Raw genomic sequence first — 22354 nt, forward strand, 5'->3', positions numbered from 1 at the left:
GACATAACGTATAATGGGAGTAGTACATTTGATATTAGGGTAGAGAAAAGGAGGAAGAGCCATGACGGAAGAAAACTATGTCATAGAAATGCTTGGTGTAACCAAGGCTTTTGGAACGTTTAAAGCTAATGATGACATTCATTTGAAAGTCAAAAAAGGCGAAATACATGCCTTGCTAGGTGAAAACGGAGCAGGGAAATCTACTTTGATGAACATTCTTTCTGGATTATTACAACCAACAAGCGGTTCAATTAAAGTAAATGGCAAAGAGGTAGAGATTAGTTCTCCTACAGTGGCAGGGAAATTGGGAATTGGTATGGTTCACCAACATTTCATGCTTGTAAAGGACTTTACAGTTACGGAAAATATTATTTTAGGTAATGAAGAAAGTCGTATTGGGATTTTAGATCGCAAAAAAGCTCAAAAGACCATTAAAGGCTTGTCAGAAAAATATCACCTGCATGTTGATCCAACTGCTAAAATCGAAGATATTTCAGTGGGGATGGAGCAACGTGTTGAAATTCTTAAAACATTATATCGTGGCGCAGACATTTTGATTTTTGATGAGCCAACAGCTGTATTAACACCTCAAGAGATTGACGAATTAATGCTGATTATGAAGGGCTTAGTTAAAGAGGGCAAGTCAATCATCCTGATTACTCATAAACTAGATGAAATTAAGGCTGTTGCCGACCGAGTAACTGTTATTCGTCGTGGTAAGAGTATTGATACAGTAGACGTGGCCGCAACATCAAAACAAGAAATGGCAGATATGATGGTAGGTCGTTCAGTTCTATTTAAAACAAATAAAGCTGAATCAAATCCTACAGAAACTGTCTTAGAAGTTGACAATATCGTTGTTAAAGAAAGTCGCGGACTTGAAGCCGTTAAAAACTTAAGTTTGACATTGCGTGCTGGTGAAACAGTTGGTATTGCAGGTATTGATGGCAACGGACAATCTGAGCTCATTCAAGCTATTACAGGTTTGAAGAAAGTAGAGAGCGGAACTATTAAATTGAATGGAAAAGATATTACCAATTTACCGCCACGTAAAATTACCGAGTCAGGTGTTGGTCATATTCCAGAAGACCGTCAACGTCATGGCTTGATTTTACCAATGACTTTATCTGAGAATATCTCCCTACAAAGTTACTATAAAGAACCTTTCAGTCACAACTTCTTCCTTAATGAAAAAGAAATGGACAACTATGCGGTTCGTTTAATTCAAGAATTTGATGTGCGTACGCAAAGTGAAAAATCAACGGCAGGCTCTCTATCTGGTGGTAACCAACAAAAGGCTATTATTGCGCGTGAGGTTGATCGCGATCCATCATTATTAATTGCAGCTCAACCAACTCGAGGGTTGGATGTCGGGGCGATTGAATTTATTCATAAACGCTTGATTGAACATAGAGATCAAGGGAATGCAGTTTTATTAATGAGTTTTGAGCTAGATGAAATTCTAAATGTTTCCGATCGCATTGTCGTTATCTATGAAGGGCAAATCGTTGCTGAAGTGAAGCAATCAGAGACTTCAGAACAAGAGTTAGGTTTATTAATGACAGGTACTCCTTTGGAACAAGCAAGAAAAGAACTACAAGCAGCAAAGAGCAAAGGAGGTAACAGTCATGAATAAAAAATTACAAATGGATCGTTTGCAACAATACGCTGTTCCTTTGTTATCGATTGTATTAGGGATTTTAATTGGTGCGATTATCATGTTGGTTTACGGTTATGATCCAGTAGCTGGCTATACAGCTATGGTAAGAGGCGCATTATTTACTCCCTTTTATGTGGGACAAACACTTCGTCAAATGGCACCTTTAATTGTTATTGCACTTGGTTTTTCAGTAGCTAATATTGCTGGTTTCTTTAATATCGGGGTTGCAGGTCAAGTGTTAGTGGGTTGGTTATCTTCTATTTGGGTAGCAACCTTGTTCCCAGATTTACCAAGCTTTATATTAATGCCGTTATCTGTTTTAGCAGGAATGGTGGGAGGCGCAATTTGGGCAGGTATTGCCGGCGTGCTTCGTGCATTCTTTGATACAAGTGAAGTTATTGTCACGATTATGTTAAACCACATTGCGTTACATGTCGTTAATCATGTGATTCGTAATGTCTTAACAGAAAACAGCGATTCGACTGCTCGTATTTCTGAAGCAGCAAGCCTACGTATTCCATTTTTAACAAGCTTAACAGATAATTCTACGATTCATGGTGGGATTTTTATCTCATTTATCATGGTATTTGTCGTATGGGTATTAATTAACAAGACAACAGTTGGGTTTGAATTACGCTCTGTTGGGTTAAATACTGATGCTGCTGACTATGCAGGTATGAACGCTAAGAAAAATATTATTCTAGCGATGCTTCTTAGTGGTGCATTAGCAGGTTTAGGTGGCGCTATGGAAGGGCTAGGTAACTTCCAAAATATCTTTACACAAGGTGCGATGCCATCTCTAGGTTTTGATGGTATGGGTGTAGCCTTGTTGGGAGCAAGTAATCCAATTGGTATTTTATTCTCAGCATTCTTGTTTAGTGTATTGAAAACAGGTGGTTCAAGTATGCCACTTATTGCTGGTGTACCAAATGAAATCGTTGATATTGTTATTGCTTTAATCATCTTCTTTGTTGGTGCAAATTATATTATTCGTCTATTGATTACAAAAACCAAACAGACTAAAAAGAAAGAGGTGGCGTAGATGGATATCATTACACTTCTGACTATTGTAGTATCGAATACCTTGATGTATTCTGCACCTCTTATCTTTACAGCATTAGGTGGAACATTCTCTGAACGAAGCGGTATTGTTAACGTTGGGCTTGAGGGAATCATGGTTATGGGAGCTTTCTCTTCCATTGTCTTTAACCTAAGTTTCGGCGAAAGCTTTGGCTCAGCAACACCGTGGTTTGGCCTCATAGTAGGTGGATTAATCGGTGTCGTTTTCTCTCTTATCCATGCTTTAGCGACTGTTAATTTAAGAGCAGACCATATCGTTTCAGGAACGGCTTTAAATATGTTGGCACCTTCTTTAGCTGTTTTCTTAACGAAAGTACTCTATGATGGAAAAGGACAAACTGATTTTGTTGTTTATAATTTTGGTAAACGTAGTATTCCGTTTCTAAAAGATATTCCTGTTATCGGAAGAATTTTCTTTACTGATATTACAATTGCGGCTTATGTTGGTATTTTAGCTGCAGTTCTTGCTTACTTCATTATTTTTAAAACAACATTTGGTTTGCGTTTACGTTCAGTTGGGGAGCATCCTCAAGCAGCTGATACGTTGGGAATCAATGTTTATCTGATGCGTTATGCAGGGGTAATGATTTCTGGTTTGCTTGGTGGTATTGGTGGAGCGGTTGTTGCTCAATCAATTACTTTAAACTTCTCAGTAACGACTATTGCTGGGCAAGGGTTTATTGCTATGGCAGCAATGATTTTCGGTAAGTGGAATCCTATTTCAGTAATGGGAGCAGCCTTATTCTTTGGATTTGCTCAAAGCTTGAGTGTCATTGGAAATTATATTCCGATTATTCAAGACATTCCTGGTATCTACTTAAGTATCCTACCATATGTTTTAACAGTCATTGTATTAGTTGGATTCATAGGTAAATCAAAAGGTCCTGCTGCTAATGGGACAACATATATTAAAACAAAATAAAGACTTACGGGGCTTGAGTTTTCTCAAGCCTTTTTTGTTTTTTTGAGTTTGTAAAAGTAGGGCAAGTAGAGTATAGTTTTTATATGTGTATAAACACTTTAGGCTATTTTGAAAACTAATAAGTATTGGAAGTGAATACGTGGAATTAGCATTGGCAAAGGGCGTAAACGCCCATATTCAACAAACAAAAAAATTTAAAACGATAATCATTGAATACAAATTTAGAACAGCTTACCAAGCTGACCAGGCAACTGCTCGAACACTCTTAAAAAATATGATGGTAACGAATACTAAAACATATACGAGCCAAAAATTGATGGATCAACATATGTCTTGGTTGTATGGTGCTAGTCTAAGCTCAAGTTCCCAACGCTATGGCAGTCAACATGTTGTGACACTACGTTTGAAATTAGTAAATGATAAGTTTATCGGCGGTGATAACAGCTTATTGGAAGCTGCATTTGACTTTATGAGAGAGATTATTTTTAATCCTAACGTACAGAATCAAACCTTTCACGCAGAAACCTTCAACCGTGAGCGTTTAAATCTAAAGAACTATTTTGAATCTCTTGAAGAGAATAAATCTGCTTACGCTCGATACCGTTTGAATCAGTTGTTATTTGAAGGGACAGATCAGATTCATCTAGGAATTGGAAAACCTGATAGTTTAGAACTGATAACTGAAGAGACTTTGTATCAGACATACTTAAATATGATTCAGCAAGATACAACAGATATTTTTGTATCTGGTGATGTTGATTACGACCGCATTAGCGCGATTTTACAGACTAACCCCTTTGAAGATCGTCAGGTCTCTGATTCCTCTATTTTCATTAGAAATAATGGAAAGAATGATGTTAATAAACAAGAAGAGGCATCCGATGTCAATCAAGGGAAGTTGTTATTTGGTTTCTCTTCAAATATTTATTTTGGACAAGCCAATCATTATGCTGCAATGGTATTTAATGGTTTATTTGGTGGCTTTCCACACTCGAAATTGTTCCAAAATGTGCGTGAAAAAGAAAGTTTAGCCTATTCGGCATCCAGTTCATTAGATAACCTTCGTGGTAAGTTAGTCGTTAGTACTGGGATTGATTTTGCTAAGCGTGAGATGGTTGAAACCATTGTTCTAGAACAATTAGCAGATATGCAAAATGGTGATTTCAGTGACAGCTTAATCAATCAAACCAAAGAAATGCTAATTAACCATTATAAACAAAATGATGATAATCAAGGTCAAGCTCTAGCTAAAATTTATACGAGTGAGCTTCTGTTAAATCGCCAAATAGCTGAAGAAGAATGGATTGAAGCTTTAATGGCTGTAACGAAAGACGATATTATTTCTGTTGCCAAAAATATGAAACTGGAAGCAGTATTCTTTTTGAAAGGAGAGGAAGCAGATGCATAAAGTAGACTATCCTCTTTTAGATGAAACAGTTTATTATGAAACGTTAGATAATGGCTTACAAGTCATTTTGATTCCTAAGCCTCAATTCGCTAAAGTGTATGGGATTATGACAACTAATTTTGGTTCGATTGATAATCACTTTGTGCCGATTGGTTCAGATAAAGCAGTCGTTGTTCCAGATGGTGTTGCTCATTTCTTGGAGCATAAATTATTCGAAGGTGAAGAACGCGATGCATTTGAAGATTTTGCAGAATTAGGATCATCTGCTAATGCATTTACCTCGTTTACCCGTACTAGCTACTTATTTTCAGCGACAAGTAAAGCGGAAGAAAATATTGAAACATTACTGGATTTTGTTCAAAGTCCGCGTTTTACATATGAGGGTGTTGAGAAAGAGAAAGGGATTATCGAGCAAGAAATTAAAATGTATGATGACTTGCCCGATTGGCGGTTATTTTATGGTTTGCTGAAGAATCTGTATCCAAATCACCCACTATCTATTGATATTGCTGGGACGGTGGATAGTATTCAAAAAATTACACCTGAAATTTTGCAACAGTGCTATGAGACCTTTTATCACCCATCAAATATGAATATTGTTGTAATCGGTAATTTTGATCCTGAATCAGTGATTCAATTGATTCAAGATAACCAAAGTAAAAAAGAGTTTCCAAAAGAAGATCATATTATGCGCTTTTTACCAGCTGAAAAAATAAAAAGTATCCAATCACATACTGCCATCGAAATGGATGTGAAGCGATCAAAAGTAGCGATGGGCGTTAAAGGTATTCGTGCTGTTCCAGAGGGAAGCGAAGCCGATACCTATTATCTATTAGGCAACTTATTCATGGAATTATTGTTCGGCCGCGGTTCTCAAAACTACAATACGCTTTATGACGAAGGATTAATTGACGATAGTTTTGGCTACTCATTTAATACAGACCGTAGTTTTAATTTCATGTCAATTGAAACGGATACGGATCAACCTGAACTCATCATTGAGCGCTTAAAGGCGATTTTATTGAACTGGGAGAATGATGCTGACTTTAACGAAGATAGCTTTAATCTCTTGAAGCGCGCATTTATTGGTGAGCAGTTGCAAGCTTTTAATTCGTTGGAATATATTTCTAACCAATACGGTTCCTTGTACTTCTCTGGGATTGAAATGTTCGAGCGTATGGACCGAATTGAAGAAATTAAATTCAATGATATCAAGCAATTTGCACAAAAGTATATTAAAGAGCAACTTATTTCATCTTTTGTGATTCACCCTAAAAAGGAGCAGTAATATGAAATCAGCTTTAATAACAGGTGCGTCTGGCGATATTGGGAGTAGTATTGCCGAGAAGCTGGCAGCAGATGGGTGGTCTTTGTATCTTCACTACCACTCAAACCGAGATAAAGTCGCTCAGTTAGTCGAGCGTTTTACTGCCTTGTATCCGAAACAAGATTTTTTTCTTGTGCAAGCTAATCTAGAGTCACTGGATGCTGTGTCAGCACTAAAAAAACAACTATTTTCTTTGAATGCTATTGTATTTGCACACGGTATAACGGAGTATGGTTTGCTTGATGAATTGACTGCAGATAAAATGGATCAATTATGGACCATGCATGTCAAATTACCAATCTTGATTACGCAAGCTTTCCAAAATAAAATTCATCAATCGAGTGAAGGGCGAATTGTATTTATTAGTTCTGTCTATGGTGAAATGGGGAGTAGTAATGAAGTTTTTTACAGCACTGTAAAAGGCGCTCAAAATGCATTTGTGAAAGCATACAGCAAAGAAGTGGCTTCATGGGGAATTACGGTTAATGCGGTTAGTCCAGGAGCAGTTGATACTCATATGAATCAGCACTACAGTGATGAGGAATTAACAGAGTTAATTGATGTCGTTCCTCTTGGACGTTTAGCTCGACCAGATGAGATTAGCTTCTGGGTGGAACAAATTCTCAAGCCAAATAGTTCTTATATGACTGGGCAGATCATCACTGTAAGTGGTGGTTGGTTAAAGTAATAAAAAATTAAAAAGACAAGTGTCTGTTTGATATCATCAATAGCGATTATGTTATAATAGCTATTGAGTAGAGATAAGGTGGTGCATGTATGGATGAGAGAAATCATATTGGTGAAGAATTGAAGCAGGCAAGACTCACAAAAGGATACACTTTGGATGATGTTCAACAACTGACTAAAATTCAGAAACACTATTTAATCGCTATTGAAGAGAATAAATTAGAGGAATTACCGGGCGATTTTTTTGTAAAAGCCTTTATTAGGCAATACGCTGAAGTTTTAGGCATGACGATTAATGAAACAGAATTGCCAAAAACAAACACTGATGTCATCGCTACCCACTTAAACCAAAAAGAGACATCTGAAGTTCCTTTACCAAAACGAGCTGACTTAAAACGCTCTTCTAAAGAGACTGATTTTACCTATAGCAGTTCATCGCATAATAATTTACCAACGTTCCTGATGGTGCTGTTACTTATTTTGGTACTAGGGATGATTTGGTTTTATTTCTTCTTTATGCGTGATAACTCAAATGGTTCCGATGAGCCAGGAGGTATTATTAACCAAAGTGAATCGCTGTCTATCGAAAGTTTAAGTAGTGAACCAGCTAACGATGAAGATGAAACGGCGGTTGAGTCAAGCGAAGAAGATAATAATGATGAAACAGTTGTTAATCGAGACGAAACGGTTACTGACCGTGTGCAGTATCAAGCTGAAGGGCTAACGCTTCCCACACAGGCGCAAATAACCATTGATAGTAGTGGCAGTTCATGGGTGAGGGTCACCTTAGATGAGGCTGTTGTTTTTGAAGGAACAATTGCTGCAGGAAGTAGCCAAGAGATAGCTGTTGCAGAAGGAACAAAAGAAATGGCGATTAGAATCGGCTATTTGCCATCAACAACGGTATCAATTGATGGACAAGAAATTGAAAAGCCGGAAGATAGTCAAACGAATCAGACTCAAACCCTGTATATTAACTTTAATGAGTAGTCTGAATCAAAAGTTAGGAGAGAAAACGTGAACTTACCAAATAAACTTACTGTGGTTAGAATCTTTATGATTCCAATCTTTTTACTATTGTTATCCTTACCTTTAGAATGGGGTAATATTGAATTATGGGGCTCATCTGTCCCTCTTGCCCAATTAGTTGGGACTATTATTTTTGCAGTTGCAAGTTTTACAGACTGGCTGGATGGTTATATTGCCAGAAGAGATGGGTTAGTAACGAACTTTGGAAAATTTGCTGATCCTTTGGCAGATAAGATGCTCGTTGCAGCAGCTTTTATCGTTTTAGTTGAAAAAGGACTAGCACCTGCTTGGGTAGTTAGTATCATTTTATGCCGAGAATTAGCGGTAACGGGTCTACGTCTTCTATTGGTAAAAGACGGCGAGGTTATGGCTGCTGCTTGGCCAGGTAAAATTAAAACGGTGACGCAAATGTTGGCTATTATCATGTTGTTTTTAGATGATTTTCCGCTAGCGATGACTGGGTTCCCAATTGGAACAGTCTTACTTTATATCTGCTTAATGTTTACTATTTATTCGGGAGCAGATTATTTTATTAAGAATAAGCACGTTTTTAAAGATTCCTTTAATCAATAATAATCAAATAAGAAGAAAACAGCAGAAATAGACGCTATAGTTAAAAAATAGTGAATTCTGCTGTTTTTTTAATGGAAAACGATCTTTTTTGCGGATATTAATAGTGAGGGAGCGATAGGATGATTGCAGAAATTATTTCGGTTGGAACAGAGTTATTATTAGGACAGATTGTTAATACGAATGCAGCCTTTATTGCGAGAGAACTAGCTGCTGTCGGTATTAACGCTTATCATCAGTCGGTTGTTGGTGATAACAGACAGAAGTTGATTGATGTCATTAAAATTGCGGAAGAGAGGAGCGACTTATTAATCTTTACAGGTGGTTTAGGCCCAACCCAAGATGATATAACGAAAGAAACAATTGCTAGTTATTTAAATGAGCCTTTAGCGCTTGATTCAGACGGCTTAGCTCACATTCGGAATTATTTTGAAAAAACGGGTCGAGAGATGACAGCTAACAATGAAAAACAAGCTGTTTACTTTAAGAATGGACTCGCTTTTAAAAATATGAACGGACATGCTTTAGGAAGTTACATCAAAAAAGAAGAAACAGCCTACGTTGTTTTGCCCGGCCCACCAAATGAATTGAAAGAAATGGTTCAATCAGAGCTGATGCCGTTTCTACTGGCAGAAATCAATAGCGATAGACACTATATTCTATCAAAAACACTTCGCTTTTATGGTATTGGTGAGTCAACATTAGCAAGTCGTCTTGCTCCCTTAATTGACGGACAAACCAATCCAACTTTGGCGCCTTATGCAGGTAGTCATGAAGTGTCGCTCAGAATTACTGCAAGTGGGAAAGATGCCGATGATTGCAATCAATTGCTTGAACAAATGGTGAAAGACGTATTGGTCAGTGTGGGTGACTATTACTACGGGGAAGGTGAACAGAACAGCTTAGCTAATGTTGTCGGTCAGTTGTTAACGAGTAAAGGGATGACCATTAGCGCTGCAGAAAGTTTGACGGGCGGCTTGTTTCAATCGACTCTCGTCTCTATTCCTAAAAGCAGTCAATTCTTCAAGGGTGGCATGGTTGCTTATGATGAAGCCATTAAACGGAATGGTTTAGGTATTTCCCAGCAATTGCTCGATGAACAGGGTACGGTAAGTGAAGCATGTGCCATTGCTATGTCGGAAGCTTGTCGTCAATTCTTTCAAACAGATATAGCTATTTCATTTACGGGTGTTGCTGGTCCAGATGATTTGGAAAATCAACCTGCTGGAACGGTCTGGATTGGCATTAGCCAAGCAGGAAAAGAGCCATTTGCAAAACAATATCGTTTTATGAAGGACCGAAATGGTAATCGTCAACATGCTGTGATGCAAGGGTTGGATTTAATTCGTCGGTTAGTAGCAGAATAAAACTAGCGAACGTTTGTTCACTTTTTGCTTGCTTTTTTGTTTGGAAAAGGATAAGATAAGAATGCGGAAAAGAAGAAACACTGAATACTCTTATGGAGGTTAAATCATGTCAACAAATAATGAAAATAGACAAAAAGCGCTCGATGAAGCGTTAAAGAAAATTGAACGTACTTACGGAAAAGGTTCTGTTATGAAAATGGGGGACAAGGTCGATACAGAAGTATCGACTGTACCGAGTGGATCATTAGCTGTAGATATTGCACTTGGTGTTGGTGGCTACCCACGCGGAAGAATTATTGAAATTTACGGACCAGAATCTTCTGGTAAAACAACCGTTTCTTTACATGCAATTGCAGAAGCACAGAAAAAGGGCGGCGTAGCAGCCTTTATTGATGCTGAGCATGCGCTTGATCCAAAGTACGCTCGTGCTATTGGTGTAAATGTGGATGAATTATTACTTTCTCAACCAGATACAGGAGAACAAGCACTCGAAATCGCAGATGCATTGATTTCATCTGGAGCGATTGATATTGTCGTGATTGACTCGGTAGCGGCTTTAGTACCACGTGCTGAAATTGAAGGTGAAATGGGAGATTCTCATATGGGTCTTCAAGCGCGTTTGATGTCTCAAGCATTGCGTAAACTATCTGGCTCAATTAACAAAACAAAAACTATTGCAATTTTCATCAATCAAATTCGTGAGAAAATTGGAATTATGTTTGGTAACCCAGAAACAACTCCGGGTGGACGTGCTTTGAAATTCTATTCAACCGTTCGTTTAGAAGTTCGTCGTGCAGAACAAATTAAAAACGGCGTAGATGTGATTGGTAACCGTACTAAAATCAAAGTTGTTAAAAATAAAGTAGCACCACCGTTTAAAGTTGCAGAAGTTGATATTATGTACGGGGAAGGTATTTCGATTATTGGAGAAATAGTTGATATGGCTTCAGACAAGGATATTATTAATAAGAGCGGATCTTGGTATTCATATAAGGATACCCGAATTGGTCAAGGTAGAGAAAATGCCAAAGCTTACCTAGTTGAAAATCCAGAAATCCGTGAAGAAATCGAGCGTAAAGTTCGTGCTGAATTCGGTATTGGTGATCCAGTCGTAGAGGAAGAGCCCGTAACTGGTCCAGTTGAATTGTTAGACGAAGAATAAGAATGTTGACAGACTCTGTTGTGAATCGATTTCACAACAGAGTCTATTTTTCTAATCTATCTATAATCTGATTGACAGTATGCCAAACAAAGTTTAAAATTGGTATATGTATAAGTAAGATACTTGTGCAGACATTAGAAAATATTTTTAAAAATTTTTTAACGACCAACTAAATAGATACGGAGGTGAATTTATGGAATTGATTGAAATTGCCTTCGCTATCATAGCTTTAATTATTGGTGTCGTTATCGGATACTTTTATCGGAAATCGAATCATGAAAAAGAGCTTGCCGGTGCAAGGAATACAGCAACCTCAATTTTGGAAGAAGCAGCAAAAGATGCTGAAACCATGAAAAAAGAGGCCATGTTGGAAGCGAAGGAAGAAAGCCATCAATACCGTTCAACAATTGAAGAAGAACTTCGAGAAAGAAGAAATGACGTACTCAAACAAGAAAATCGCATGATTCAAAAGGAAGAGAATTTGGATCGAAAAGAGAATACTTTATCCAAACGTGAAAAGACGATTGAGAATAAGGAAGAAAATCTTGCAAAGAGAAATCAAACATTAACTTCTGAAGAAAATCGAATTCAGACTATTATTGAAGAACAACAACAAGAGCTAGAAAGAATCGCTACCATGTCACGAGAAGATGCAAAAGCTATCATTATGAAGGAAACTGAGGAGCAGTTAACTTATGAACGAGCTGTCTTAGTTAAAGAGTCAGAACAACGTGCGAAAGATGAATCAGAACGTAAAGCTAAGAATATTATTTTACAAGCGATTCAACGTAGTTCAGCTGATCTTGTGTCTGAGGCAACTGTTACAGTTGTGACACTTCCAAACGATGATATGAAGGGTAGAATTATCGGACGAGAAGGACGTAATATTCGTACTTTAGAAACACTAACAGGGATTGATTTGATTATTGATGATACACCTGAAGCAGTCGTTCTAAGTGGATTTGATCCAATTCGTCGTGAAACTGCTAAGATTGCATTGGAACGTTTAATTCAAGATGGACGGATTCATCCGGCTAGAATTGAAGAAGCTGTTGATCGCGCCCGCAAAGAGATGGATGAACGCATTAGAGAAATCGGTGAACAAGCAACCTTTGAAGTTGGTATTCACTCATTACATCCTGACCTAATTAAGATTCTTGGAAGAATGTATTTCCGTACAAGCTACGGACAAAATGTTTTAAATCATAGTATTGAAGTTGCAAAATTAGCTGGTGTAATGGCTGGTGAATTAGGCGAAGACATTACGATGGCTAAGCGAGCAGGCTTGCTTCATGATATTGGTAAAGCGCTTGATCATGAAATTGAAGGATCACACGTTGAGATTGGTGCAGAAATTGCCCAACGCTACAAAGAAAATGCCATTGTTGTGAATGCGATTGCCTCTCACCATGGAGATGTTGAACCAACTAATATTATTTCTATTTTAGTTGCAGCAGCAGATGCGCTGTCAGCTGCCCGACCTGGAGCAAGAAGTGAATCACTTGAAAATTATATTCGCAGGCTGGAAAGATTAGAAGGAATTGCAAATGAATTTGACGGAGTTTCAAGTAGTTTTGCAATCCAAGCAGGACGAGAAATAAGAATTATGGTTAGCCCTGAGAATGTTGATGATTCTCATGCAATCTTATTAGCACGCGATATTAAAACAAAAATCGAAGAAGAGCTAGAATATCCGGGACACATCAAGGTTACGGTTATACGCGAAACCAGAGCAATAGAATATGCAAAATAATAATCCGAAAGCTAGGACAACTGTCCTGGCTTTTTTTATTGGGTGTTTACTTCTATGCAAAAAAACAAATTATTGTTAAGATAAAGCATAAGAGAAATGTAGAGATGAGGAAATTTAAATCATGAAAGTACTATTTATTGGAGATGTTGTAGGGTCTATTGGACGAAACATGCTATTGGAAAGTTTACCAATGTTGAAGCGGAAATATCGCCCTCAATTGACGATTGTTAACGGGGAAAATGCGGCATCAGGTCGTGGAATTACAGAAAAAATCTATAAGGAATTTTTGCAAGCAGGTGTAGATTTGGTTACTATGGGGAATCACACTTGGGATAACAGAGATATCTTCAATTTTATTGATAATGAGAAAGTAAAAATGATTCGTCCAGCTAATTTCCCTGAAGGAACGCCCGGTATTGGTTACAAAGTCATTAATATCAATCAAGAGAAAATCGCTGTTATAAATATGCAAGGGCGTGCACTAATGAATAGTTTAGATGATCCTTTTCGGAAAATGGACGCTATTTTAGATGAAGTCAGCAAAGAAACCTCTTGTATTTTTGTTGATTTTCATGCGGAAACAACCAGTGAAAAACAAGCGATGGGCTGGTATTTAGACGGTCGTGTGTCTGCTGTAGTGGGGACGCATACCCATGTTCAAACGAACGATGCACGTATTTTACCAAAAGGAACGGCTTATTTAACGGATGTTGGAATGACAGGTGCCTATGACAGTATTTTAGGTGTTGAACGTGACATTATTATTGAGAAGTTCTTAAGTCAATTGCCAGTTCGCCATGAAATTCCAGAGCAAGGCCGTAAATTATTGAGTGGTTGTTTTCTTGAGATTGATTCTTCAAATGGCCAAGCCATTCGGATTGAGAATATTGTAATTAACGATGATCGACCATTTGGGAGTGATTAACTAATGGAAAAACGACCAGAAATTGAGAAACAAGTTGATGAAGAATTGGATAAATTGATTGCACTTCTTCAAAAAAAAGAAGAAATTATTCGTTATCAGCAAATGGAAAAAGAAGTTCAAGAGAATGATTGGTTAGATGAACTTGTTGAGACTATTAAAGATAAGCAACGAGACTTGGTTAATTTCGAATATTACGAAAAACCAGAGGCCTATCAAGCGACATTGAAGGAGCTTGATCGATTAAATAAAGAATTAGACGAGAACATTACCGTAAAAGCTTACAAAGATTCCTTATGGGAGGCTAACGAAGTTGTTCAACTCTTGTTTAGTAAAATCGAAGCAGCTGCTAATAGTAGCACAGATACCAACTAGCAAGAGAATGTTATTGAGGTGGAAAAATGTCACAAAAAACAAAACAAACGCCAATGATGGAACAGTATTTTAAAATTAAAGAACAGTATCCAGATGCTTTTTTATTTTATCGCTTGGGGGATTTTTATGAGTTATTTCATGACGATGCGATTAAAGCAGCGAAAATTCTAGAAATTACCTTAACTAGCCGGAATAAAAATGCAGATGATCCTATTCCAATGTGCGGAGTTCCCTATCACTCAGCGACTGAATATATTCGAACCTTAATTCATAATGGTTATAAAGTCGCTATTTGCGAGCAGATGGAGGATCCTAAAGCAACTAAAGGCATGGTTAGACGTGAGGTTGTCCAAGTCTTGACGCCAGGAACCTATATGGATGAAAAAGGTGGCAGTAGCAATAATTTTTTAGTTGCTATTGAAGAACGGTCTTCAAGCTATGCCTTAGCCTACGCTGATATTACGACGGGTGAATTACGAGTGACTTTATTAGACAATCAAGATGCAGTCTTAAACGAAATTCAAGCTTTGCAATCTAAAGAGGTCATCATTGTAGAAGGCAAGGGTTCTGCAATCGCGCCAGTTTTGAAACAACGCTTGGGTGTCTTAATTTCGTCTCATAAGAAAGTAGACCAGTCCGATAATTATGCTCATTTATTAGAGGATTTAACGGAAGTAGCTTGTCAAAGTGTTGTTAATCTCTTGTTAGATTATCTTGCAGTTACCCAAAAAAGAAGTTTAACGCACATCCAAACTGCTGTCCGTTATCAAGCTGATCAATATTTGAAAATGGATGCCTATGCTAGACGAAACTTAGAATTAACCTTATCTATTCGTGACCAGCAAAAAGCAGGAAGTTTGCTTTGGCTGATGGATCAAACCAAAACAGCTATGGGTGGCAGACGATTGAAACAATGGCTAGAAAAACCATTGATCAACAAAACAGAAATCGAAAGCAGGCAAGAAAAGGTTGCTAGCTTACTTGACCATTATTTTGAGCGAATGGATATTAATGATGCCTTGTCATCGGTTTATGATCTAGAACGCTTAGTGGCTAAGGTATCCTTTGGGAATGTCAATGGTAGAGATTTAATTCAACTTAAAACATCTTTAGATCAACTACCGAAAATCAAACAACTGCTTGTTCAGGTTGATGAAGCAATCTGGCAGTCTACCTTAAGTAAAATTGCAGAAATGCCAGAATTAAGAGACTTGATTGATCAGGCAATTATGGAAGATTCTCCTCTTTTAATTACAGAAGGCAATGTTATTAAAGATGGCTATAATGATCAACTTGATTACTACCGTGATGCTATGGCTAATGGAAAAAAATGGATTGCAGCGCTTCAACAACAAGAAAGAGAACGCACTGGTATTAAAACCTTAAAAATCGGTTATAACCGGGTATTTGGTTACTACATTGAAGTATCAAAAGCCAATGTCCTAAATCTACCAGAAGGCTTATATGACCGTAAGCAGACCCTTACCAACGCTGAACGATTCATTACACCAGAGCTAAAGGAAAAAGAACGCATTATTTTAGAGGCAGAAGAAAAATCGGCTACGCTTGAATATGAGTTATTTATTGCTATTCGAGAAAAGGTAAAACACTATAGCGAAGACCTGCAACAATTAGCTAAGCAAATTTCAGAACTAGATGTCTTACAAAGCTTTGCCGAAATTAGCGAACGTTATCACTACAATAAACCGATTCTTTCAGCGACATCTAAACATATTCACATTACAGAAGGCCGTCATCCAGTCGTCGAGGAAGTTTTAGGAAAAGACCAATACGTCTCTAATAACCTGGAAATGACAAATGATAACAATATTCTGCTCGTAACAGGACCTAACATGTCTGGTAAAAGTACTTATATGCGTCAACTCGCGTTAATTGTGATTATGGCTCAAATGGGTTGTTATGTTCCTGCTGAGACAGCAGAATTACCCGTTTTTGACCAAATATTCACCCGTATTGGTGCAGCTGATGATCTGTATTCAGGTCAAAGTACCTTTATGGTGGAGATGGTTGAAACAAACCAAGCCCTCCAATTTGCGACAGAACGCAGTTTAATTTTATTTGATGAAATTGGTCGTGGAACAGCTACTTATGATGGGATGGCTTTGGCGGAAGCAATCCTGAAGCACTTGCACCGTCATGATAAGGGGAAAGTTTTGTTTTCAACTCATTATCATGAGTTGACGGCCTTAGAAGAAGAGTTAGCTGGTCTTCGTAATGTTCATGTCGGGGCCATCGAACAAGATGGCGAACTTGTCTTTCTTCATAAAATTATGAATGGCCCTGCAGATAAGAGTTACGGCCTTCATGTTGCTAAACTAGCAGGTATGCCAGAGTCGTTAATAACAGAAGCTGGAGAAATCTTGCATCGCTTAGAAACTGAAGCAAATCTGACAGGAAGCGTTGTTGAAGAAGGCATTAGTCAGTTGTCTTTGTTTGGAGAACTTGAAGAAAACATTAATGAAAAGCAAGTTATGAAAGAAATGTCAGAGTTAAGATTAGAAAACATGACACCGATGGATATCATGTATCAAGTCAATCAATGGAAAAAAATGCTGGATAAAAAATGAGGTGAACTGCCATGGCAACAATCAGAGAATTACCTGAACAATTAACGAACCAGATTGCAGCAGGAGAAGTCATCGAGCGACCTTCTTCTGTTGTAAAAGAGTTGGTTGAGAACGCCATTGATGCTAAGAGCAGCCAAATTGATATTTGGGTAGAAGAAGCTGGTTTAAAAAAGATTAAGGTGAGCGACAATGGCCAAGGCATTCATCCTGATGAAGTAGCATTAGCCTTTGAACGTCATGCGACCAGTAAAATCTATTCAAGAGAAGATCTCTTCCGTATCCACACATTAGGGTTTAGGGGTGAGGCACTACCAAGTATCGCCTCTGTTTCCAAAGTGACAGTAGAAACGGCGACAGAGCATTTACCTGGTAAACTGCTTAAAATTGAAGGCGGTAAAATAATTGAAAATAAGACCTTTGGGAGTCCAAAGGGAACGGCTATTACGGTAGAGAGTCTGTTTTTTAATACACCGGCACGCCTAAAATATATCCGCAGCCTTCAAACCGAATTGTCTAATATTACCGATATTATTAACCGCATATCGCTAAGCCATCCAGAAATTGCCTTTCGACTTTACCATGATAACAACCAACTACTGAGAACAAGTGGTAACGGTGACCTCAAGCAAGCAATTGCCGGTGTTTATGGAACGAAGGTAGCCCGTAAAATGATTGAAGTTCAGGCTGAACAGCTAGATTTTCGTGTTTCTGGTTTGGTGACTATGCCAGAAATAACACGAGCGAGTCGAAATTATTTAACGATAATTTTAAATGGCCGTTATATCCGTAATTTTCTACTACAGAATGCCATTGTTGATGGCTTTGGCTCACGACTGATGGTAGGGCGGTTTCCAATTGCAGTTATTAATATTGAGACTGATCCACTGTTATTAGATGTGAATGTTCACCCCTCTAAAAAAGAGGTGCGTATCAGTAAAGAAAAAGAATTGGTGGCATTAATTATCTCTGCTATCCAAGAAGGGTTAAAAGATAAAACCTTTATTCCAAGTGGATTTGAAAATGTTGATTTTAAACGACAACCGATTGAAGTGGAAGCTAAGCATGAACAGACTCATATTCGTTTTGAAAATCCGATTGAGCCGACGGAAGCAGCTTTTCAATCTGTTTTGAAACAGACCGATTATAAAGATGAAGAAGTTGTTCAGGAAGATTTTACAGTCGAAGAGGCTAATCAAGCCATTGACCATACAGAAAATGAGTCGATAGATTGGATAGAGCCAAAAAGGGAAAATCAGCCAAAATTTGAGCCGACTTTTGTTCATGAAAATCATAACGAAAAAAGTTTAAAGACAGCTGAGCGAACCTTGAATGAAGAGCCTGTTCGCCATTTTCCGGAGTTGTATTACTTTGGGCAAATGCATGGCACCTATCTTTTTGCCCAGAATGAAACAGGATTGTATATCGTTGATCAGCATGCTGCTCAAGAACGAATCAAATACGAATACTATAAAGAAGAAATCGCAAAGGTATCACGTGACTTACAAAGCTTGTTAGTTCCGATTACCATTGACTTAGCTTTGGATGACTATTTAAGAGTCAAAGAAAATCAAGAAAAACTCGAAGACATGGGTATTTTTCTTGAGCCGTTTGGAAAACAGACCTTCTTACTAGACCGTCATCCAACTTGGTTTAAGGCCGGGCAAGAGGAAGCCATTTTGGATGATATTATCAGTATGGTTTTGGAAGATGGTCATCTATCAGTTAAAAAACTAAGAGAAGCAACGGCGATTATGATGAGTTGTAAACGATCCATCAAAGCTAATCACCATCTCAATGACCATGAAGCAAGGATCCTATTAGCTGATTTGTCTAAGACAAATAACCCTTATAATTGTCCGCATGGTCGACCTGTACTCATTCATTTTACCAATAACGACATGGAGAAAATGTTTAAACGTATTCAAGATCCGCACTGAAACAAAAAATTATGGTTTCTGCCTTTAATAAGGTAAAATAGAAACAGATTTTAAGATAAAGGATGATTAGGATGAAAGAATCAAAAGAAGAACTACGCAATCGTTTGACGCCTCTTCAATTTGAAGTAACCCAAAACGAAGCAACAGAGCGTCCGTTTACAGGTGAATACGATGATTTTTATCAAGAAGGTATTTATGTTGACGTGGTGAGTGGCGAACCATTGTTCAGTTCATTAGATAAATATGATGCAGGCTGTGGCTGGCCATCATTTTCAAAACCAATTGCTAAATTGGAAGAAAAAGAAGATACAAAACTATCTCGCGTTCGTACAGAAGTGAGAAGTAAAGAAGCTGATTCTCACCTTGGCCATGTTTTCGAAGATGGACCAGCCGAGATGGGTGGCTTGCGCTATTGTATCAATTCAGCAGCGATGCGTTTCGTAGCTGTACCTGATTTAGAAAAAGAAGGATACAGCGATTACCTATCATTGTTTGAATCAAAATAATCAGCAAGAGATGAGATGAGTAAATCTCATCTTTTTTCTGTTTTAAACTGCCTTATTACGCCTATTATGGTAAGATGATAGTCAGGAATTTAATCCAGAAGGGATGTTAAACAGGATGTATGAATATATGTGTGGGACATTAGTTAGCGTCAAACCGCTCTATATTGTCCTTGACGTTCAAGGAATTGGCTACCAAATTCAAGTTGCGAATCCTTTCCGCTTTACGTCGCTCTTAGACCAAGAAGTGATGGTATATATCCACCAAGCCGTTAGGGAAGATGCGATAACCTTATATGGTTTTAAAGAAGAATATGAAAAGCAATTATATCTAAAGTTGATTAGTGTGTCAGGGATTGGTCCGAAAAGTGGTTTGTCAATTCTAGCAAGTGAAGATCATACGGGCTTAGTTCAAGCCATTGAAACAGAGCATGTCACTTATCTAACCAGGTTTCCAGGTGTGGGTAAGAAGACGGCATCACAAATTATTCTTGATTTAAAAGGGAAGTTAGACGATGTTTTAGTTGAAGTTGGTCAACTGCCGATTATACCGGTTGAAGAAACAACGCTCAATAAGCAACACCTTTCCGAAGCTATGGAAGCCTTAGTTGGTTTGGGTTATTCAGCTCGAGAAGTTAATAAAATTAAACCAAAACTGGAAGAGGCGGATGCGAAAGATACGGAAGAATTACTTCGTATGGCCTTTAAACTATTATTGAAGAACTAGAAAGGGGGCAGGCGGCTAATGACAGATGAACGCATGTTATCTGCCGATATTGAAGACTGGAACGAAGAAGCGGTAGAAGAATCACTTAGACCGCAACAAATTAGTCAATATATCGGTCAGAAAAAAGTAGTTGATGAAGTCAATATTTATATCCAAGCAGCCAAGCATCGTAACGAAGCGTTAGACCATGTGTTACTTTATGGACCGCCTGGGCTAGGTAAAACAACATTAGCTGGTGTCATCGCTAATGAAATGGGTGTTCATATGCATACAACAAGTGGACCTGCCATTGAAAAACCTGGTGACTTAATGGTGTTGTTAAACGAATTAAATCCAGGAGATGTCTTATTTATTGATGAAATCCATCGTTTGCCGAGGATTGTTGAAGAAATCCTGTATTCGGCTATGGAAGATTACTTTGTCGATATTATTATTGGTCAAGATGCGACTGCTAGACCTGTTCATTTTACCTTACCTCCTTTCACCTTAATTGGTGCGACAACCAAGGCTGGTAGTTTGTCGGCGCCGTTGCGGGCACGTTTTGGAATTGTTTTGAGAATGGATTATTATAATCATAGTGATTTAAAAGAGATTATTATTCGTTCTTCAAGCGTCTTAAAAACGGAGATTGAAGAAGATGGCGCGATTGAAATTGCCAGACGCTCAAGAGGAACACCACGTATCGCTAATCGTCTCTTAAAGCGGGTTCGCGATTTTTCTCAAGTTTATGAGGATGGTATGATTACAGCTAAGGTTGCAGAAAAAGGATTAACCTTGCTAAGAGTGGATAAAGAAGGACTGGATGCAACCGACCGCAGGATTTTAACCACTATGATTGATTTTTATGGTGGCGGGCCGGTTGGTTTAGCTTCAATTGCGGCTACTATTGGTGAGGACAGAGAAACCATTGAGGATATGTATGAACCCTATCTCTTGCAAATTGGTTTCTTGCAACGGACACAACGTGGTAGAATGGTCACTGCGGCAGCCTATGATCATTTAGGCTACACTTATGATAAATAAAGACAGCTAGAAAAGAATAGAGGAATAATATTGAAAACAAGTGATTTTGATTTTTATCTACCTGAGGAACTGATTGCTCAAACACCTCTAGAGAATAGAACAGCATCTCGTTTATTGAAGCTGGATTCTTCAGCTAACCAACTAGAAGATAAGCACTTCTATGATGTGATTGATGAATTTGAAGTAGGCGATGTTCTCGTTTTAAATAATACTCGTGTTTTACCAGCTCGTTTACATGGTGTGAAACCTGATACAGGAGGGCACTTAGAAGTATTGTTATTAAACAATGAAGAGGGAGATCGGTGGGAAACGCTCGTTAAACCAGCCAAAAAGGCTAAGATTGGAACAAAGATTTCATTTGGTGATGGGATGTTAACTGCTGAAGTTGTGGGTGAAAAAGACCACGGTGGACGCATCATTGAATTTAGCTATGAAGGAATCTTCTTAGAAGTATTGGAGAGTTTAGGAGAAATGCCTTTACCACCATATATTAAAGAACGTTTAGATGATCCGGATCGTTACCAAACTGTTTATGCCAAAGAGAATGGCTCAGCAGCAGCTCCAACAGCAGGTTTGCATTTTACTCAAGAGCTATTAGCTAAAATTGAAGCAAAAGGCGTTAAAGTTGCGTACTTAACCTTGCATGTTGGTTTAGGTACCTTTAGACCTGTTTCTGCTGATGATTTGAGTGAGCATGAAATGCATTCAGAATTTTATTCATTGCCTCAAGAAACCGCAGATTTATTAAATGAAGTTAAAGCAAAGGGTGGTCGAATTATTGCTGTCGGAACAACATCTATTCGGACACTTGAAACGGTCGGTACAAAATTTAACGGTGAGATTAAGGCAGATAGTGATTGGACGAGTATTTTTATCGCGCCTGGCTATCAATTTAAGGTTGTAGATGCTTTTATTACAAATTTCCATTTACCAAAATCAACACTCGTTATGCTAGTCAGTGCATTTGCTGGCAGAGAGACTGTTCTGAATGCCTATGCGCATGCCGTTAAAGAACGTTACCGTTTCTTTAGTTTTGGCGATGCCATGTTTGTTAAATAATAACAGCAAAAATCCCCCTCTAGATTATCTGAAGGGGGATTTTAATGGTTAATCATTATGCTTTTTTAGACTCTGCCGTTTTCGGAAAAGCGCTTGTTAATAGGAATACGATGACAGCAACAGCAATTCCCATAACAGATGCGTGAACAAAGTTATAAGAATTTGTTTCCAAAGCGCCGCCAATATAGAAAGCAACTTGCCCTAAAATAAATCCCCAAAATAAACACACAACAAATTTCATCTTTTTGCACCTTC

Annotated in this window: 20 protein-coding genes; 19 read left to right on the forward strand and 1 reads right to left on the reverse strand. The window is 38.1% G+C overall.

What is annotated here, in order from left to right; translation table 11 throughout:
- Nucleotides 1-61: 61 nt before the first annotated feature.
- The 19 genes from G7057_RS10250 (at nucleotide 62) to queA (ending at nucleotide 22099) form a co-directional block, all read left to right on the forward strand.
- Nucleotides 62-1636, forward strand: a complete 1575-nt coding sequence (locus G7057_RS10250) for an ABC transporter ATP-binding protein (RefSeq protein ID WP_166163491.1) — start codon at nucleotides 62-64, stop codon at nucleotides 1634-1636.
- A complete protein-coding gene (locus tag G7057_RS10255) occupies nucleotides 1629-2702 on the forward strand; it encodes an ABC transporter permease (protein ID WP_166163493.1) in 1074 nt (357 codons plus the stop codon). The genes G7057_RS10250 and G7057_RS10255 overlap by 8 nt, the downstream gene beginning before the upstream one ends.
- On the forward strand, nucleotides 2703-3662 hold the full coding sequence (locus G7057_RS10260) for an ABC transporter permease (RefSeq protein ID WP_076766330.1): 960 nt from the start codon (nucleotides 2703-2705) through the stop codon (nucleotides 3660-3662).
- Nucleotides 3663-3801: 139 nt separating this feature from the next.
- Nucleotides 3802-5070, forward strand: coding sequence for an EF-P 5-aminopentanol modification-associated protein YfmF (yfmF, locus tag G7057_RS10265; protein ID WP_166163495.1), 1269 nt, complete (start codon nucleotides 3802-3804; stop codon nucleotides 5068-5070).
- The gene (gene yfmH, locus G7057_RS10270) at nucleotides 5063-6358 is read left to right on the forward strand and encodes an EF-P 5-aminopentanol modification-associated protein YfmH (RefSeq protein ID WP_166163497.1); all 1296 of its coding nucleotides are present in this window, start codon (nucleotides 5063-5065) and stop codon (nucleotides 6356-6358) included. The genes yfmF and yfmH overlap by 8 nt, the downstream gene beginning before the upstream one ends.
- 1 nt (nucleotide 6359) lies before the next feature.
- Nucleotides 6360-7085 (forward strand): elongation factor P 5-aminopentanone reductase, encoded by a 726-nt coding sequence (ymfI, locus tag G7057_RS10275; RefSeq protein ID WP_166163499.1) that lies wholly within the window; start codon nucleotides 6360-6362, stop codon nucleotides 7083-7085.
- 89 nt (nucleotides 7086-7174) lie between these two features.
- Nucleotides 7175-8074, forward strand: a complete 900-nt coding sequence (locus G7057_RS10280) for a helix-turn-helix domain-containing protein (RefSeq protein WP_076766322.1) — start codon at nucleotides 7175-7177, stop codon at nucleotides 8072-8074.
- 27 nt (nucleotides 8075-8101) lie between these two features.
- On the forward strand, nucleotides 8102-8686 hold the full coding sequence (gene pgsA, locus G7057_RS10285; RefSeq protein ID WP_166163501.1) for a CDP-diacylglycerol--glycerol-3-phosphate 3-phosphatidyltransferase: 585 nt from the start codon (nucleotides 8102-8104) through the stop codon (nucleotides 8684-8686).
- Nucleotides 8687-8805: 119 nt separating this feature from the next.
- Complete coding sequence (locus G7057_RS10290) at nucleotides 8806-10050, forward strand: competence/damage-inducible protein A (protein ID WP_166163503.1); 1245 nt, start codon at nucleotides 8806-8808, stop codon at nucleotides 10048-10050.
- Nucleotides 10051-10156: 106 nt separating this feature from the next.
- On the forward strand, nucleotides 10157-11212 hold the full coding sequence (gene recA / locus G7057_RS10295; RefSeq protein WP_076766316.1) for a recombinase RecA: 1056 nt from the start codon (nucleotides 10157-10159) through the stop codon (nucleotides 11210-11212).
- A gap of 193 nt (nucleotides 11213-11405) precedes the next feature.
- Entirely contained in the window at nucleotides 11406-12965 is a 1560-nt protein-coding gene (rny, locus tag G7057_RS10300) for a ribonuclease Y (RefSeq protein WP_166163505.1), read from the forward strand.
- Nucleotides 12966-13086: 121 nt separating this feature from the next.
- The gene (locus G7057_RS10305) at nucleotides 13087-13890 is read left to right on the forward strand and encodes a TIGR00282 family metallophosphoesterase (protein WP_076766312.1); all 804 of its coding nucleotides are present in this window, start codon (nucleotides 13087-13089) and stop codon (nucleotides 13888-13890) included.
- Nucleotides 13891-13893: 3 nt separating this feature from the next.
- Nucleotides 13894-14262, forward strand: coding sequence for a YlbF family regulator (locus G7057_RS10310; RefSeq protein WP_076766310.1), 369 nt, complete (start codon nucleotides 13894-13896; stop codon nucleotides 14260-14262).
- 26 nt (nucleotides 14263-14288) lie between these two features.
- Nucleotides 14289-16850 (forward strand): DNA mismatch repair protein MutS, encoded by a 2562-nt coding sequence (mutS, locus tag G7057_RS10315; RefSeq protein ID WP_166163507.1) that lies wholly within the window; start codon nucleotides 14289-14291, stop codon nucleotides 16848-16850.
- A gap of 11 nt (nucleotides 16851-16861) precedes the next feature.
- Complete coding sequence (gene mutL / locus G7057_RS10320; RefSeq protein WP_166163509.1) at nucleotides 16862-18787, forward strand: DNA mismatch repair endonuclease MutL; 1926 nt, start codon at nucleotides 16862-16864, stop codon at nucleotides 18785-18787.
- A 71-nt stretch (nucleotides 18788-18858) separates the two neighbouring features.
- Entirely contained in the window at nucleotides 18859-19293 is a 435-nt protein-coding gene (msrB, locus tag G7057_RS10325) for a peptide-methionine (R)-S-oxide reductase MsrB (protein ID WP_166163511.1), read from the forward strand.
- A 115-nt stretch (nucleotides 19294-19408) separates the two neighbouring features.
- Nucleotides 19409-20017 carry a Holliday junction branch migration protein RuvA gene (ruvA, locus tag G7057_RS10330; RefSeq protein WP_166163513.1) on the forward strand — a complete coding sequence of 203 codons (609 nt, stop codon included), beginning with the start codon at nucleotides 19409-19411 and terminating at the stop codon, nucleotides 20015-20017.
- Nucleotides 20018-20035: 18 nt separating this feature from the next.
- Nucleotides 20036-21040: a Holliday junction branch migration DNA helicase RuvB gene (gene ruvB / locus G7057_RS10335; protein ID WP_076766300.1), complete on the forward strand. Its 1005-nt coding sequence runs from the start codon at nucleotides 20036-20038 to the stop codon at nucleotides 21038-21040.
- A gap of 27 nt (nucleotides 21041-21067) precedes the next feature.
- A complete protein-coding gene (queA, locus tag G7057_RS10340; RefSeq protein ID WP_166164227.1) occupies nucleotides 21068-22099 on the forward strand; it encodes a tRNA preQ1(34) S-adenosylmethionine ribosyltransferase-isomerase QueA in 1032 nt (343 codons plus the stop codon).
- 55 nt (nucleotides 22100-22154) lie between these two features.
- Here the strand turns inward: queA and G7057_RS10345 are convergent, their stop codons facing one another.
- Nucleotides 22155-22340 (reverse strand): YjzD family protein, encoded by a 186-nt coding sequence (locus tag G7057_RS10345; RefSeq protein WP_076766296.1) that lies wholly within the window; start codon nucleotides 22338-22340, stop codon nucleotides 22155-22157.
- Nucleotides 22341-22354: the final 14 nt, after the last annotated feature.

Origin of the sequence: Jeotgalibaca arthritidis, from assembly GCF_011100465.1 — a bacterium.
GTDB classification, from domain to species: domain Bacteria; phylum Bacillota; class Bacilli; order Lactobacillales; family Aerococcaceae; genus Jeotgalibaca; species Jeotgalibaca arthritidis.

What these genes read in the sequence shown, in the direction of transcription:
- G7057_RS10250 (WP_166163491.1), top strand. Translation starts at nt 62, where the DNA reads ATGACGGAAGAAAACTATGTCATAGAAATGCTTGGTGTAACCAAGGCT.
- G7057_RS10255 (WP_166163493.1), top strand. Translation starts at nt 1,629, where the DNA reads ATGAATAAAAAATTACAAATGGATCGTTTGCAACAATACGCTGTTCCT.
- G7057_RS10260 (WP_076766330.1), top strand. Translation starts at nt 2,703, where the DNA reads ATGGATATCATTACACTTCTGACTATTGTAGTATCGAATACCTTGATG.
- yfmH (WP_166163497.1), top strand. Translation starts at nt 5,063, where the DNA reads ATGCATAAAGTAGACTATCCTCTTTTAGATGAAACAGTTTATTATGAA.
- ymfI (WP_166163499.1), top strand. Translation starts at nt 6,360, where the DNA reads ATGAAATCAGCTTTAATAACAGGTGCGTCTGGCGATATTGGGAGTAGT.
- G7057_RS10280 (WP_076766322.1), top strand. Translation starts at nt 7,175, where the DNA reads ATGGATGAGAGAAATCATATTGGTGAAGAATTGAAGCAGGCAAGACTC.
- G7057_RS10290 (WP_166163503.1), top strand. Translation starts at nt 8,806, where the DNA reads ATGATTGCAGAAATTATTTCGGTTGGAACAGAGTTATTATTAGGACAG.
- recA (WP_076766316.1), top strand. Translation starts at nt 10,157, where the DNA reads ATGTCAACAAATAATGAAAATAGACAAAAAGCGCTCGATGAAGCGTTA.
- rny (WP_166163505.1), top strand. Translation starts at nt 11,406, where the DNA reads ATGGAATTGATTGAAATTGCCTTCGCTATCATAGCTTTAATTATTGGT.
- G7057_RS10305 (WP_076766312.1), top strand. Translation starts at nt 13,087, where the DNA reads ATGAAAGTACTATTTATTGGAGATGTTGTAGGGTCTATTGGACGAAAC.
- G7057_RS10310 (WP_076766310.1), top strand. Translation starts at nt 13,894, where the DNA reads ATGGAAAAACGACCAGAAATTGAGAAACAAGTTGATGAAGAATTGGAT.
- mutS (WP_166163507.1), top strand. Translation starts at nt 14,289, where the DNA reads ATGTCACAAAAAACAAAACAAACGCCAATGATGGAACAGTATTTTAAA.
- mutL (WP_166163509.1), top strand. Translation starts at nt 16,862, where the DNA reads ATGGCAACAATCAGAGAATTACCTGAACAATTAACGAACCAGATTGCA.
- msrB (WP_166163511.1), top strand. Translation starts at nt 18,859, where the DNA reads ATGAAAGAATCAAAAGAAGAACTACGCAATCGTTTGACGCCTCTTCAA.
- ruvA (WP_166163513.1), top strand. Translation starts at nt 19,409, where the DNA reads ATGTATGAATATATGTGTGGGACATTAGTTAGCGTCAAACCGCTCTAT.
- ruvB (WP_076766300.1), top strand. Translation starts at nt 20,036, where the DNA reads ATGACAGATGAACGCATGTTATCTGCCGATATTGAAGACTGGAACGAA.
- G7057_RS10345 (WP_076766296.1), bottom strand. Translation starts at nt 22,340, where the DNA reads ATGAAATTTGTTGTGTGTTTATTTTGGGGATTTATTTTAGGGCAAGTT.